This is a genomic window from Mesobacillus subterraneus (assembly GCF_003937825.1).
In the GTDB taxonomy this organism is placed as follows: Bacteria; Bacillota; Bacilli; order Bacillales; family Cytobacillaceae; genus Mesobacillus; species Mesobacillus subterraneus.
The window spans coordinates 159,649-174,749 of record NZ_RSFW01000013.1; the positions used below are offsets into that span (position 1 = coordinate 159,649).

Consider the following 15,101-nt stretch of genomic DNA (forward strand, 5'->3'; position numbering starts at 1 on the left):
GCCTGGAATCCTTTGTGATTTCGGGCACCTTTTTGTCTCTGTTATTTCTTATGTTTACGACTCCGTTACCTCCTGCCCCCATTGTCCGCTGTCCGTTCCCTTCAGCTGGCCGGTCCCAAAGAGCACCATCATTGCGACCGTAAATATAGCTATCCCGATAAAGAAACGCTTAGTAACGCCTGTCATCTTACTTCCCCCGTTAATAATTGAATGTATTTTCCACCTTGTTAGTCGCTCGTAACGCCGGAATGGTTTCAGTAAAGCGCTCGACAAAAAACGCGATTTGTTGGGAAAAGCTTTTGTTCTACTTCCTTTATGACTTCCAGATCCTTCAGTTAAGAAGTCCACTCTTCCAGGGACATTACTAGACTAATTTTTCTCTTTCACCCAGCCCCAAAACACAAGAACCGTCCCCGTGTTTCTAAATGTTTTGAATAACAAACTCCAACGCTTCCTTTCTCCTCCGCAGTTTTTGTCTGCTTTGCAGGGTACGTAAGAAGTCTTTGAATTCGTTTCTTGGTGGCATTCCTTCTATGGTGGTTGACCTTCCATCTCGAATATATACTTCCATGGCATGGATGATGGTCACTTCGTGTTTTTCTTCTTTTTCCGTCCATTCTTTAATGTCTTTCCAGGCAGGGTTGGAGTTTATGAATAAACTGTCCCAGCCATCTGTCACTGGAAATCTCACTTGGTCCTCCATCCAGTTAATGACCTTTCTCGAATTAAAGGACTTTAGATGCGAGAGTGCATCATACCCTGAAATCTTACCATCAGTTTGTTCTTCTAGTTGATGAAGAACAAGTTTTAGGCCCTCCTCTTCAGGCATGCACTGAGAGGTAAGATAGGCTCTCAATCTAGTATCTAATAGGTTATGCTGCTTTTCCCATAAATCCTTGACCCATTTTTCAGCATATCTTCCTAACCCTTTAGCAATCATTTTACAAACGATACTTTTTTCAAGATATGTATCATACTGATGCAGCTTTTTTAGAAGCACTTCAAATAATTCATCTTTATCAAAGGTTCGCAGCGCTTCGACCGTTTCTTCGTTTAGTTTTTTGCGGTACATGATGTATGTAATCAGATGGTCCATGTTGTTTTTGATTTCGCTTACATTTGTTTCTTTAAAGGAATCGAACCACTGTTTCCACCTTTTAGCGCTAGGACCTTCCGTGTCCAGACCCTTCTCGTTTAAAAATGGCTCCAACTGCCATTTCTCGCTTCCAACACAATTAAGGTCCGTGATTTTGTTTAGGTAGTCCATAAAGGAATCCGCGATATAAGTGACCGTGTCTTCCTCATGTTCCCAGTATATGACCGGTTTTTCTTCCGTATCGACCGTCATATCGAAAGCATAAATATCTCCATTACCTGAATGAGCGAATTCGACCTTCCCTCTGAGTGTACTTCCATAATCATAACCTCCATCATCCATCAAATCGTCTGCCAGGGAGTCCAGGTTCTGAAGAAAGTCAAGATCCCACTGAATCTCCCCGGAAAAAACCTCTCTAAATTCATTCGGTATCATCGTGTCATCCGAAAAAGAATAATAAAATGAGAGTGATTTCCCAAGATTCTGCATAACCGACTTATAAGAGGGTGGCAATGGATAGCCTAACTCTCTTTCCTTGTCCTCTATTTCCTGTAACGTTGCCCGTTCTCCAATCTCAAGTGGATACACCCTGCCATTGTTTCTCTCTACTTTTTGGAGAATACCTTCCCATTTCGTTAACAGAATCTCATACTCTTTCATCCTTTTTTCCCTCCATTAAACACAGGGACGGTATGGGCTTCTTTTTCAAAAGCTCATTACCGTCCCCATATAACTCTTATAATTATTTAAAGAACCCCACCATAACCCCCTTAAAAATCTGCCGTTTGCCTTCCTGGGTGAATACTTTTTTGGTTAAGTAGGATGGTTTAAGTTTGCTGAAGAATGGGCTTTTGTCTTTCTGGACTTTTTTAGGCTTTTGGACGACGAGTTCGCCTGGTTTGGCTCCTTTTTTGAGTTCGGTTTTTCCGCCAATTTGGAGGCCTTTGCTGATTTTGCGTTTTTCTACCTTGCCTGTTTCATTCAGGACATAGATGTAGCTGTTTTTCTTGCCTTTTTCCACTGCCCTGTCGGAAACGGTAGCTGTATTGACGACCTGGTTGGTGACGACGGAGACATTCACATGGGTTCCATGGACAATCTCATGCTCATCGTCTTCGAGCTCAAGCTCGATTTCGAACGGGAAGTGGCTTTCTTTTTTTACCGAAGGATCGGTTTCAGGGTGTTTCGCGATTTTCGTAAGCGTCCCGCCAATCGCTCCTTCGAACAAGTCCGATTTCACGTACACTTCCATGCCTTCTTGAACTTGCTTGAGGTCTCTTTCGGTAAATGTCCCCTCTACCTTCGGTGTGTCGGAAATGATTGTTACAATCGGATTGTTTAATTCATAATTGATTTTCTTCACGGACCCTGAGACATCGCTGCTGATTTCCAGCTGGTCGCTGCCATCGTAAGAGTCAATCAAATCATCATACTTGTCGATTTCCGCTTCGACTCTGCTTTTTTCCAGCTCTTTGTCATAGATTTCTTTTTCAATCGATACCGTCATGAGGTCATTCGAAGAAGATGAGCTAGACGAGCCATCTCCGAAAACGGGCGTGCTGTTGTTGGACGAAGCTGAGACCGTCTGCAGATACGAAAGCTGCTTGATTTGTTCCTCGAGCAGCGTCGCCTCTGTTACCAGCTGGTCTTTTTCCGCTTCCAGCCTGGCCAGTTCTGCGTCGATATTATTGGATGAGTATTCGAATAGCGGTGTTCCGGTATCGACCTCCTCGCCTTCTTTTACAAGGAAGTTCTTGAACTCACTGGAATTGCTATTAAAGTAGACATGGTGCTCTTCTTCCGGTGTGACGACACCCGCTGCCTGGAGCGTTTCTGTCATCGTTTCCTTCCCGACTTTTGCCCAGCTATTGATATAGGAGGAGCGCACCGCTTTGCTGTCGTCCCTCAACGCCAGATACAGATTCCCTGATACGAATATCAAGCCCGCTGAAAGCAGAATGGCTGTCTTCTTTTTCATGTGGTGCACCTCCCTTAAAGGATTTTCTCCATTTGTACGAATGAAAAGAGCGCTGCGAACAGCCAGATGATTAGATGGATCGCGAGGATCAGCAGCATGACGATTTTCGGACTCTTATCTATCATTACTTTTAAATACTTGTATTCTATGAAAATAGCCCAAACCTTGAATAGCGATATGTACGAAAGGAAATGGATGATAAAATCGTTCCCGGTGATGTACTGGGCGATCACGCCGAGTGAAAACGGTGATGACACCTTCGTCAGACCGAGATAAACAGCCATTGGGACGTACAGTAATTTTTCCAAAAGCAGGATTGGCATGATGAAAAATTGGATCGTCAGCAGCCTTTTGAATTCCAGATCGGTTAATGTCCAGAAAAACAGCGCCGGCAGGAACAGCAGGATTGCTCCGAAGACGAGACCCTGAATGGCTTGTCCAGCGAGGAACAGGAATTTATTCATTTCATATTCGGCCCTTGTGACCGAGGTCAGTTTTTTCGAGAGGTATTCAGAATCGACCCCAAAATAGGCGGAGATACCAAAAATAAGGCCGCTGAGCAGGATGAACAGGACTGCTTTTTTCCACACGCCGGGAAACTGTTCTGAATCTCTTAGCTTGTATGTATAGTAGTTATAGTTAAAAAGGCCGCGAAATACTTGTATTTGGTTTTCCATCTTTCGTCCCCCAGATTCTTGTGGCTTCTCTATCTACATTTTATATGAAGAAATTCAAAGATTAAAATATTTTCCAATTACCCATGTAAAGTTGGACGTTTTGTACTAGGAATTTGTTTCATTTTACATCGACTCTCCTCGAATTGCTCTTTTTTGGGTATAATAGGAGAATATGCTTTTTTCGATTTATATCTAAAATTCTAACACTGCTTGTCCGCACGCTTTGTCGATTTTTGCGCTAATATGGATTATTCTTGGCGAACGTCGATTGCGTTTGAAACGGGGGGAATCGCTTTGGCTGCCATACCTGAAAGTCAGGCACCGGTTTTTAAAGAAGCCGCCGAAAAACTGAATAAGATGCTCAAGCCGGAGGTCGAGGAGGACGCACGCCTTGTCCAGAAGGGGCTGATGCTTTATCGCCAGGGGACGGTCCACCACCTGAAGTATATGGTGAAGTCGATCTGGGCGACGGTCCAGGATGTGACGCCTGCCCGTGTGTATATAAATGTCGCTGAGCCAAGCGAGAGCAGCTGCACCTGCCCTGCGGATTCGTTTTGCCGCCATCGGATGGCTGCGTTTTTACAGGGGTATGGGGATGTCGCGAGTGTTTCCGATTGGGTCGAGGCTTGGCGCAAGCCTGCTAAGGAACAGCTGAATGCCGAGAAATGGGGGCTGCAGAAGGCGAAGGATTTGGTGAAGAAGGAGAGCCGGTCGGGTCATGATTATGATCAGTGGGCTGAATCGTTCCGCGAGGCGTTCGAGGAAATCGTCATGGGCCAGGGTGAGCCGAAGCCTTATATCGTGCCAGGGCTGTTCCGGTCTTATATGCGCCGGGTCGAGGTGTCGGCACCGCTTGAAGCGGTTTGGAAGAACCTCTATATGATCACGGCGGCTGTTCATTCGTTTAACCTGTTGTCTGAGCTGGCCCGGGAACTCGGCCATGACGAGGAAGCGGTGATTGACCGCTACTACCGGCCGCTGTTCGAGGATCTGTTCAACGACGGCGAGGAGTATGTTGAGCGCCTTGCCTATGGGACGATGCCGTTTTCGTTTGATGGTTTTTTAGAGAGGCTGAAGGATGAGACTGTTGGGTTAACGGTGCCGGATTCTTCTGTCGGCTATGACCGGATTGATTTGTATCGTTTGTTGTGGGAGAAGCTGTTTAAAAATGCCGGGTGGCGTGAAGCAGAGCGAGCGCGTCTCGAGGGATTCGGCGATGGCAAGCGTGATTTGGTTGAGGAAGTGGCATTGGTGCATCAGCTGGTGCTGGCCAAGCAGGACAGCGAGGCATTGAAGCGGTTTGCAGCTTTGCCTGTCAGTTCTCTTCCCTACCTGTTTTACTGGCTGGATGGGTTTCGCGTTCAGCGCGAATGGAACCGGATGGGACCGTTTATTGATTATTTAGTTCAGCAGCTGCGGAATTATTTGAAGCACCTCGGGGATTATTATGCTAGTAAGAAATTTACGAGATATGCGCTGAAGCTGGTTGGTGCCTATACCCGAGAGATTGGCCGCGGCGAGCTTTACGACCGCTCGCTGGCACAGGCAATGCCGTACAGCTTTTACGAATATGAAGATTCATTGTTTGAAAAAGCCCAGTACGAACAATGGAGCGAACTCCAATCGTACTTCGGCTTTGAATATAACTCAATTTCCAACGAGCGGCTGAAGTTGCTGCAGAAAGAAGCGCCGGAAGTTTTGATCCCGCTCTATCACCAGATGATCGGCGACCTCGTCGAAATGAAAAACCGCAGCAGCTACAAACAAGCCGCTAGGTTATTGAAAAAACTGAGAACCGTATATAAAAAGCTAAAGCGAATGAATGAGTGGGAAGAATTCTTCGATAAATTGCTCGTTCGCACCAAGCGACTGCGAGCCTTTCACGAAGAATGCACAAGAAGCAAGCTGATTGAGTGAAAAAACAGAGGGACGGTTCTCCTGTTTTTTCCAATGGTAAAAACAGGAGAACCGTCCCCGTGTTTTGAGGAGGTGTTTGGATGCTTGAGATTAAGCAGATTCATATAGATGTGTTGCCTGTTGCTGGTGGGCGGTATTTTTTGTGTGCTGAGGATTTTGATGGCCGGGACTTGAATATTTCAGAGTGGAAGAAGCTGTTGTTTTTTCGTCATAGGGAGAGTTATTACGGGACGATGCTGGATGGCGATAAGTGGGGTGCGACTGAGGGTGTGACGCTGAGTGCGTGGCAGCTTGTGACGCTGTTTGGCGAGGAGAGCTTCAATCGGCTTGTTGAGTGGGAGTGGGATGCTATCGGCGATGTTTGTCTGTCGACTGCCCACGCGATTTATGATGCGATTCTTGCGAAGGAATGGCACCCTGATTTTGCACAGCTGGATGGCGAGGACTTCAGATGGAAGCTTCCTGAAAGCGTGCTGGATGAGTTCCATGAGCCGTTCTGGGAGGAAACGCTGAAGCTGAATGATGAGCAGCTTACCGTCAGATCATTCGTTGCCGACCTGTTCCACCATGCGCTCGAGTCCTACTTCCATGAAAATGAAACGATGAAATACCTGCTTGGCGACAAGCTTGATGTCCTCCGGAAAAAGCAATTGTCAGCTTCGCAGCTGGCTGCCTATTTTGACGAGGACCGCTGGCTGGAGTGGATTGGCTTAAAAGAAACTTCTGCGCCATTTTCAATTGGGATGCGTCTGGAGGAGCCGCTCGATGATTTAGGTGACTGGAAGCTCGGGTTATTTTTGCGTGGAAAAGAAGAGCCGATGATGATCGAGGCCCGTGATTATGAAAGCTACCCAGCTGGCTGGGATGATTTTAGCGACAAGATTGAGGATGAAGAAAGGCGTCTCGCTGCCATTTTTCCATGGATTGAGGAGGATGGACGCCTGAAAGCTGAACTCACTGAGGATGAGGCATGGATGTTTTTAACCGAGGCGAGCGAAACGCTGATTGCGCTCGGCATCGAGATCCTCCTCCCTTCGTGGTGGGAAGCGGTCAAGAACGCGAACTTGAAAGTGAAGGCGCGCTTGAAGGGACAGACTGGCTATCGCCGCTCGTTCGTCGGACTGAACGCAATGCTTGATTATGACTGGCGTTTTTCCATGAACGGAGTTGACCTTAGCGAGGACGAGTTCCAGCGGTTGGTGAATGAAAAGCGCAGGCTTGTGTATCTGAAGGGCCGCTGGATCAAGCTCGACCACGGTTTCATCCGCCAGATCCAGGATTTGATGAAAAAAGCCGACCAGGAGGGCTTGCATATCCGCGACCTGTTGCAGCAGGAGCTGTCTGATGAGGAAGAAGACGGCGACGGACTGGATGACCCACGGGCATTCGCGAAAATCCAGATCGAGCTGAACCGCCACTGGAAGCAGATGATGAAACAGCTGTCGGAGACGAAGGAAATCCCGGATTCACCGGTGCCAGCTGGGCTGCATGGAGAACTCCGCCCATACCAGAAGCTCGGGATGAACTGGCTGCTGTTCCTGAGGAAGTATGGCTTCGGCGCTTTGCTGGCTGATGACATGGGTCTCGGGAAGACGATTCAGCTGATTTCGTATTTGCTGTCGGTGAAAGAGCAGGAAAACGACGGACACCCTGCTCTGATAATCTGCCCTACCTCCGTTCTCGGCAACTGGCAAAAAGAAGTCGAGCGCTTTGCCCCCGATTTGCGGGTTCATCTGCATTACGGGCCGACCCGACTGAAAGGCGAACTTTTTACAGAGGAAGCGATGGCATCGGATATCGTGTTGACGTCGTATGGTTTGACACATCTTGATTTCGAGGAGCTTGAAGCTGTTGAATGGAGCAGCATCGCGATTGATGAGGCGCAGAATATAAAAAATGCCGATACGAAGCAGTCGCGTGCCGTCCGGAAGCTCAAGGGAAAGCACCACATCGCCCTGACCGGGACGCCGATGGAAAACCGACTGTCAGAGCTGTGGTCGATCTTTGATTTTACAAACAGAGGCTACCTGGGCAGCGCCGGCCAGTTCCAGAAGCAGTTCATTTTACCGATTGAAAAAGAAGACAAGAAGGAAAAAATTTCGCAGCTGCAGTCGCTGATTAAGCCGTTCCTGCTGAGACGGACGAAGAAGGATGAAGAAGTCGCGCTCAATCTGCCTGACAAGGTCGAGCAGAAGGAATACTGCCCGCTGTCTGCAGAGCAGGCTTCTTTATATGAGCAGCTGGTGAAAGATACTTTTGCGCAGATTGAAACGTTGTCGAGTTTCGAGCGCAAGGGCTTGATTTTGCAGCTGTTGAGTCGGTTGAAGCAGTTGTGCAATCATCCGGCACTTTATTTGAAAGAGGAAAAACCTAAGCAGTTGATTGACCGGTCCGCGAAGATGGAGAAGATGATCGAGCTGGTCCGCGCCGTTTTGGATCAGGAAGAAAGCTGCATTATTTTTACCCAGTATATCGGAATGGGTGAAATGATTCAGACTGCGTTGAAAAAGGAATTCGGCATCGATGTTCCGTTCCTGAACGGCAGTCTGCCGAAGACGAAGCGCGACGAACTGATTGCAAGATTCCAGGACCGCGAATTCCCGGTGTTCCTGCTTTCACTGAAGGCTGGAGGTACGGGGCTCAACCTGACCGCAGCGAACCATGTTGTCCATTACGACCGCTGGTGGAATCCAGCCGTCGAGAACCAGGCAACCGACCGCGCCTACCGCATCGGCCAGAGCCGCTTCGTGCATGTGCACAAACTGATCAGCACCGGCACACTCGAAGAAAAAATCGACGCCATGCTCGAGAAAAAACAATCACTCAACGACCAGATCATCCAGAGCGACAGCTGGATCACCGAGCTGTCGACTGATGAATTGCATGAGTTGGTGTTCTTGTCATAAAACAGAGGGACGGTTCTCCTGATTCTTCCAATGGAAGAATCAGGAGAACCGTCTCCGTGTTTTTACCCGTGTTTTTAATCAGTTACAGCATGGAAGGTAAGTTTTTCGTTGGTTTTCCAAAATGTCAGGTCGAAGCTTTGTGCGCCTTCATGGAAGCTGCCTGTCATTTTGACTTCTTTTCCATCTTTAATGGTGTGTAATTTCAACATGTGACCGTCTGTTATGCCATTTAGCTCGTAAACGGTTTCTTCCCCTGTGTTAGTCCTCATAAGCAGGGTGCCCGTTAATTCACCTTGCAGTAAGGCTTCATCAATTTTGATGAATAATTCATAGGAACCATCCTTAGAGGTGTGAAGGTATCCATAAACTTGACGGAGTTCGGAGAAGAATGTCTTCAAACGGTTGTTTTCTTTTTCTTCTGCGTGATAATTCAACAGCGCATCAACATATTCTCTGAGTTCTTGCTGATTAACAGGATTATATAATGCACTTCCTGCTTCCCCATTCTTTTGGACGGTAAGGTGCGGCACTGAAAACCAGGCATTGAACGTGATCACTTGACCCTCCACTTTCACCTTGAACTTATATCCTTTCTCGGTCCTCTCTCCAGTAAGCGGGTACTTTTTTTCCTCAATAAAGGGTACTTCCCCAGTTTCTTCCATGAGCTTTTGCAGATGATAACTTCCTTGCACCTGCCCATTTCGGGTCTTTAAGTCAAACCAATAGAGCATGCCATTATCAGTGTACACAAAGGCGTCGGACTGGTTTAACGGATCATTCCGGTTTTTCCACTCCGCTATAGCCCACCAAAAAACTGCACCCATCAAGATGGCTATTAACGTCATTACACCCCAACTTTTTAAGCTTTTCATTGAATGTCCCCCCAAAAACAGAGGGACGGTTCTAGTGTTTTCAATCGTTAACCGGAACGAAGGAAAAACACAAGAACCGCCCGCGTGTTATTTTTTATACAGGACGCCTTTGGAGTTGAAGTAATACCATTTTCCACTGATTTTTTTCTTGCCGGTTTGCATGACTCCTTTGCTGTCGAAGTAATACTTTTTCCCGCTAAGGGTAAGCCACCCTTTCGTCATTACTCCGCTGGAATTGAAGTAATACTTCTTCTTGCTGATTGTTTCCCAGCCAGTTTGCATGACCCCTTTGCTGTCGAAGTAGTACTTTTTCCCGCTCAACGTCAGCCAGCCTTTTGTCATTACTCCGCTGGAATTGAAATAATACTTCTTCTTGCTGATCGTTTCCCAGCCGGTCTGCATGACACCGGTGCTGTCGAAGTAGTATTTTTTCCCGCTCAATGTCAGCCAACCTGTCCTCATGACACCATAGCTGTCAAAGTAATACTTTTTCCCAGACAGCGTTAGCCAGCCTTTGTGCATGATTCCATTCGAAAGGAAGTAATACTTCTTGCTGCCTAGCTGTAACCAGCCTTTTTTCATCTGTCCTGTGACAGGGTCATAATAGTACTGATTGCCTGAAGAATCTTTATGCCATCCGCTTGGGGCTTTCCAGGTAACTGTGACAACAATTTCCTTGCTCCATTGTCCTTGATCATTATTCACTAGAATAGAGACAGGGACTCCCGTTTGCAAAGGCTCGATCTTCAGTTGGAAATATCCCGATGAATTCGCCTGAACAACATAGAAGACATTGGAAATCGTTATGTTCACAAAAGCATTCGGTTCTGTTTTTCCTGTGATGAGTGTGGTTTGGGTCGTAATTGGATCTACCGTCAATGGCAGAGGATCTGGCAGGTCGATTACCTTTACAATCAGGCTGTTTTCATTCCCGGCAGCATCAGACGCTAAAATGACCAGTTCAGTTCCTGGCGGCTGCATCGGAATCTGGACTGCAAATGTTCCATCTTCTCCTGATTCTCCCTTGCCTATTTCAATCCCGTTTTGCATGATTTTGATTATTGCTCCCGGTTCAGCAAAACCAAATACGTATTTGGATTCCTCGGTTACGTACCTTGCCCAATCAATGTTCAGGCCCGGGGCCGTGACATCTTTTACTGTAAGAACAACAGGCTCACTCATGTTCCCTGCGGCATCTTCTGCTACTATCACTAACACTGTTCCAGCTTTGAAAGGCTCTGGGAGATTTAGTGTGAAGTTTCCATCCTGGCTGGCCTGCGTCTCAACTCCTTGCTTAAGCACCATGATTTTCGAACCTGGTTCCGCAGTCCCTTGTATTACGGTTGTTTGGTCTGTAATTTCAGTTTTGATTTCAGGCGAAGACGGCGGATGCTCATCTACTACAGTCATGATGGTACTATCACTTTTGTTTCCCGCAATATCGATTGCCTGGACTTCTATCCTTGTTCCAGCTGGTTGTGGTTTAATTTTTACTGTAAAACTGCCGCTAGCGCCGGCTGTGAATGTCTCCATTTTTTCAGAGCCATTGATTATGACTATGATCGATACACCTGGTTCCGCGTTACCTGTCACTTGTTCATCCTGATCATTTACCTTATTGACAACCGGAGCATCCGGCGCAGTCTTATCGATTACAGTCGTTATGGCTAGTGAACTTTCTCTGCCGAAGCTGTCTACTGCTTTAACCTGAAGAGTCGTGCCTGCTCTCTGACCTGGAATGTTAATCTTGAAGGTTCCATCTGATGCGGATTGTCCCTCCCCAATCAACGTATTTTCCTTCCAGACCATCACGGTTGCATCTGCATCTGTAAAGCCCGATATCATTTTGTCGGCATCACTTACTTCCTCCACTACCGGTGCTTCGAGCTCCCCAAACGGCAGGCCGTTGTTAAAAGGCTTGTAGGCAATTGGGTTAACATTCACGACGGCTTTATTATCATCTCGCGCACCATCAAGTATTCTTTTGTTCATCAAGGATGAATCGGTCGTACTCCAGTAATTATTTGCAGCATCGTATGTAAGCCCCGCTCCCTTATCCATTTCTATGAAAAAGCTTGGAAACCCAAAGAAGTTGTTCTCTGTTATGGTTGTATTGGCACTCTTACAGTTTGGATCGCTGCACATTAATTCGATGGAAGGGTTATAATCCTCTTCATTAAAGAAGGTGTTCCCTTTTATCAGAGTTTTGGCCGGTCCATCAAATAAAGAAAGGTAGGCACCGCTGTTAAATAGGTTATGTTCTATAACATTATCAACCTTGGGCTCTCTTAGAAAAACCTGTCCCCTGGAAAATTCATTGTTTTTGAGAATCACTTCCCGTTCGGAAGCCGTTAGGAGAAAACCAGGATCCGACCTGCTAAGCTTCGCATTCTCAATCTGTATCGACATGCCGTCGAAGCTTATTCCTTTAATTATGACATCCTTTATTGAAACTTTATCTTGCTCTGTTCCCAGGACCTTAAGCTTTCCTCTCACATCGATCCAGGAACCGGTACTGCCAATGATTTCGACACCAGGCTCGACAGTTAAAGTCACACCCGGGTCTATTCCAATGGTGCCAACCCTATAGGGTGAGCCCTCCTTCGTCCATGTTGTATTCTCCTTGATATTATTCGCAATCGTATCAGCATACACCTGAGGAAACCCAATAGCTAAAACAACAAAAAACACTATGCCAGCAATGACCTTTTTCACATACACTTCCCTTTCCAATAACATTATAAAATTACTAAAATTTTGATGTTTTCTGTATATATTATACTTTGCTAGAGGTGAAAAAAGAAGGGACTATGGGTGCAGAAAAACAGAGAGACGGTTCTCCTGATTTTTCCAATGGAAGAAACAGGAGAACCGTCCCCGTGTTTCACATAAAAAAAACCGGCTTGGTCAGCCGGCATCAAGTTTGAGGGTTATTGGAGATCGGGTTTATTGATTTTCTCTTTTAAAGGTTCTGTGAGGGAATTAGGAGGAATGTTCGCAAGTGTTGTTTGGACCTATTTCCGCACATATTCTTTTGTGCTGGTGCTTGGTCGTGGAGGTTCGGCAATAAAGGAGTAGACACGATGGATTTGCTGTTCTTTGGAGGCGATTTCGAGCTGGTGGACACGCTTGGTGAGTTCATCGACCTTCTCATTGTTTTTTCCTACCATTTTGATCAGGCTGACCAGCAGCTTTTCGATGGTTTCGGTTTCGTTAGGCAAAAGGAAGCTCCTCTCTTTGCGGCGGCGGCGCTTGGGGAACAGGTTGCTGCTGGTTTGTTTCTCTGCTGCCCGCCGGTTTTGAGCTTAAGAATCTTACTCCCTCGGCTACGACTTCTGTCACATAGACTCGTTTGCCTTCCTGATTGTCATAATGACGTGTCTGGATTCGTCCCGTCACACCGAGCACAGAACCCTTTTTACAGTAATTCGAGGTATTTTCCGCTGTTTTGCCCCAGAGGATGCAGTGGACAAAATCTGCGTCGATTTCTCCGCTGGCATTCTTGTAGTGCCGGTTCACAGCCAGGGTAATGTTTGAAACTGCCTTGCCGTCCGGCGTCCACCTAAGGTCGGGGTCCTTTGTCAATCTGCCCACGAGCGTTACTTGATTGATCACCTTCTCATCTCCTTTCTCTGTTATATCAGTATAATAGTCCTATTCACTGAGGGAGTAAAATCGCGAAAATTGTTATTTCATCTTTAAAAATGACCTTGGAAGCAATGAATTGTCGTTCATAACTCAATTTTCACGATACACCATAGGCCCAAAATTGATTTTTAGCAATTCAGAAATTTTTTTTCGACAAACTGACTTCTTTTCGTTTTCGGGCTTTGCTATGTTATAATTTGGACAAGTATTTCGGGAGGTGGTTGACATGAAAACGTTTAAGTTGATTTCAATACAGCTTGCTGATGATGATGCTTTAGTGGATATCGAGATAGAAGACGGCCTGATTATCAATAAAGAGGATGAGAAAGGAACGTGGCTGGTTGAGGTTTTTACCGACCATAAATACATTCCTTACTTCCAGGATGCTTGCGACAACGACAAAGAAATCATCGTCCAAGTCGTCATCACCAAACGAGAGAACGATCCGGCTGCTTTCATCACAAAGGTTTGCTGTGTGAAAAAGCTGAAAAAGCACGCCAGCATCCTTCTAACAGGAAAGCTGACAAAGCCAAAGAGCGACTATCCGGAGAAGCTGCTGGAATATCTCCTAGACAAAGGATATACTGGTGAAGAATTGCTATCAGAGTTCAAGGATAAAATCATAACCAGGCCGCAGATCCTGCAGCCAAAGAAAGCTCCCGCTAATTAAGCTGGAGCTTTTTGTTCGCAAAAAAAGGACAGGAATCAAATCCTGCCCGTTTTCATATTAGCGATCCTGCTCGTCTTCATCCTGCATATCAAGGTTGTCCTCGACAGCATCTTCACCAGGCGTGTTGTCATCCTCCATCATATCGCCGTCATTATCTGTGTTGATGTCGTTATTCTCGCCGTTCATGTCGCCATTTTGGTCGGCAGGATTCTCAACATCCACATCATCATTCGGAGGCGGATCCTGGTCGTTCGCACAACCTGCAAGGAACATAGCCGATAGCAATGAGCCACCGATTAACATCAATAGCTTTTTCTTCATGAGTAAAAGCCCCTTTCAATTAGTAGGAATTTTTGAGACCTGTTGCACGGGTCTGCTGTTATGTTGCCCACCAATGAAAAAAACTTGCATAGTTTTTTGTCTTTTTTTGTTAAAAATAGAATCTAGGCCTAGGCCGGTGATTAAATTTGATTTTTATCATTATCAATTCGGAGAAACTGCCATTTATAAAGGTAAATCCTGCTGTACTCATAGCGATTTGACCAACTTGAAAAATTATTCTCTTAATCAGATAAGATAATTGCACGAACGATCGAGTTAATTACGCAATCGTAACCTCTAATTGCGTGATCAACATCCGTAATTGCACAGAAACTCTTCAGAATTGCACCGTTTCCCTAATAATGTAAAAAACAGGACTCAGACTACACACCTGAATCCTGCTTTTTTACGCAAGTTACCCGAATTACATCCCCGGATCCTGCATTTTACGCAAAAATTCGAATTACACTCCAAGCCCTGTTGCACAAAAAAACCCGGAATCCATCCGGGTCCTCCTTATTTTATCGCAAACGTAATCTCAGCTTCACAAGCAAGCTCTCCGTCAACAGTGGCAATAGCCTTCCCTTTGCCGATTGGCCCGCGGAGTTTGATCATTTCGACTTCCAACCGTAGCTGGTCGCCTGGTTTTACTTGTCTTTTAAAACGGCAGTTGTCAATGCCGGCGAAGAAGCCGATTTTGCCGCGGTTTTCTTCGAGCTTCAGGACGGCTACTGCTCCTACCTGTGCCAGTGCTTCAACGATCAATACGCCTGGCATAACAGGATAATCCGGGAAGTGGCCGTTAAAGAACTCTTCGTTCGCTGTCACATTTTTGATGCCGACTGCGCGCTTTCCTTCTTCAATTTCGAGAATTTTATCAACGAGCAGAAACGGGTAGCGGTGCGGGATGATTTCTTTGATTTGAGTGATATCCATCATAATTTAGTACCTCCTACTAATACTTACTAACCATTGTACTAAAAAACCCAAATAAAAAGGAAGGGAATTCTCCCTTC

Annotated in this window: 13 protein-coding genes; 3 read left to right on the plus strand and 10 right to left on the minus strand. The window is 46.1% G+C overall.

Annotated elements, in window-relative coordinates; translation table 11 throughout:
• Positions 1–54 precede the first annotated feature (54 nt).
• The 4 genes from EJA10_RS23910 to EJA10_RS11030 form a co-directional block, all read right to left on the minus strand.
• Complete coding sequence (locus tag EJA10_RS23910; RefSeq protein ID WP_281274491.1) at positions 55–186, minus strand: hypothetical protein; 132 nt, start codon at positions 184–186, stop codon at positions 55–57.
• 235 nt (positions 187–421) lie between these two features.
• Positions 422–1,756: an SMI1/KNR4 family protein gene (locus EJA10_RS11020; protein WP_125480058.1), complete on the minus strand. Its 1,335-nt coding sequence runs from the start codon at positions 1,754–1,756 to the stop codon at positions 422–424.
• An 82-nt stretch (positions 1,757–1,838) separates the two neighbouring features.
• The gene (locus tag EJA10_RS11025; RefSeq protein ID WP_125480059.1) at positions 1,839–3,074 is read right to left on the minus strand and encodes an efflux RND transporter periplasmic adaptor subunit; all 1,236 of its coding nucleotides are present in this window, start codon (positions 3,072–3,074) and stop codon (positions 1,839–1,841) included.
• A gap of 14 nt (positions 3,075–3,088) precedes the next feature.
• Positions 3,089–3,751, minus strand: a complete 663-nt coding sequence (locus EJA10_RS11030; protein WP_125480060.1) for a hypothetical protein — start codon at positions 3,749–3,751, stop codon at positions 3,089–3,091.
• Between the two features lie 294 nt (positions 3,752–4,045).
• Here EJA10_RS11030 and EJA10_RS11035 point away from each other — a divergent pair, with 294 nt between their 5' ends.
• Positions 4,046–5,668, plus strand: coding sequence for an SWIM zinc finger family protein (locus EJA10_RS11035; RefSeq protein ID WP_125480061.1), 1,623 nt, complete (start codon positions 4,046–4,048; stop codon positions 5,666–5,668).
• 80 nt (positions 5,669–5,748) lie between these two features.
• Complete coding sequence (locus EJA10_RS11040) at positions 5,749–8,574, plus strand: DEAD/DEAH box helicase (protein ID WP_125480062.1); 2,826 nt, start codon at positions 5,749–5,751, stop codon at positions 8,572–8,574.
• A gap of 74 nt (positions 8,575–8,648) precedes the next feature.
• Here EJA10_RS11040 and EJA10_RS11045 read toward each other — a convergent pair whose 3' ends face one another.
• The 4 genes from EJA10_RS11045 to ssb all read right to left on the minus strand — a co-directional run bounded on the left by EJA10_RS11045 (position 8,649) and on the right by ssb (position 13,061).
• Positions 8,649–9,446, minus strand: a complete 798-nt coding sequence (locus EJA10_RS11045; RefSeq protein ID WP_125480063.1) for a hypothetical protein — start codon at positions 9,444–9,446, stop codon at positions 8,649–8,651.
• Positions 9,447–9,533: 87 nt separating this feature from the next.
• On the minus strand, positions 9,534–12,161 hold the full coding sequence (locus tag EJA10_RS11050) for an Ig-like domain-containing protein (protein ID WP_170169116.1): 2,628 nt from the start codon (positions 12,159–12,161) through the stop codon (positions 9,534–9,536).
• Between the two features lie 299 nt (positions 12,162–12,460).
• The gene (locus EJA10_RS11055; RefSeq protein WP_125480065.1) at positions 12,461–12,667 is read right to left on the minus strand and encodes a hypothetical protein; all 207 of its coding nucleotides are present in this window, start codon (positions 12,665–12,667) and stop codon (positions 12,461–12,463) included.
• Complete coding sequence (gene ssb, locus EJA10_RS11060) at positions 12,660–13,061, minus strand: single-stranded DNA-binding protein (RefSeq protein ID WP_125480066.1); 402 nt, start codon at positions 13,059–13,061, stop codon at positions 12,660–12,662. The genes EJA10_RS11055 and ssb overlap by 8 nt, the downstream gene beginning before the upstream one ends.
• Positions 13,062–13,320: 259 nt before the next feature.
• Between ssb and EJA10_RS11065 the strand changes: the two genes are divergently transcribed.
• Complete coding sequence (locus EJA10_RS11065; RefSeq protein ID WP_125480067.1) at positions 13,321–13,764, plus strand: YwpF family protein; 444 nt, start codon at positions 13,321–13,323, stop codon at positions 13,762–13,764.
• A 57-nt stretch (positions 13,765–13,821) separates the two neighbouring features.
• On the opposite strand, the gene EJA10_RS11070 is transcribed toward EJA10_RS11065, so the two are convergent.
• The gene (locus EJA10_RS11070) at positions 13,822–14,085 is read right to left on the minus strand and encodes a midas domain-containing protein (RefSeq protein ID WP_125480068.1); all 264 of its coding nucleotides are present in this window, start codon (positions 14,083–14,085) and stop codon (positions 13,822–13,824) included.
• A gap of 516 nt (positions 14,086–14,601) precedes the next feature.
• Positions 14,602–15,024, minus strand: coding sequence for a 3-hydroxyacyl-ACP dehydratase FabZ (fabZ, locus tag EJA10_RS11075; RefSeq protein ID WP_125480069.1), 423 nt, complete (start codon positions 15,022–15,024; stop codon positions 14,602–14,604).
• Positions 15,025–15,101: the final 77 nt, after the last annotated feature.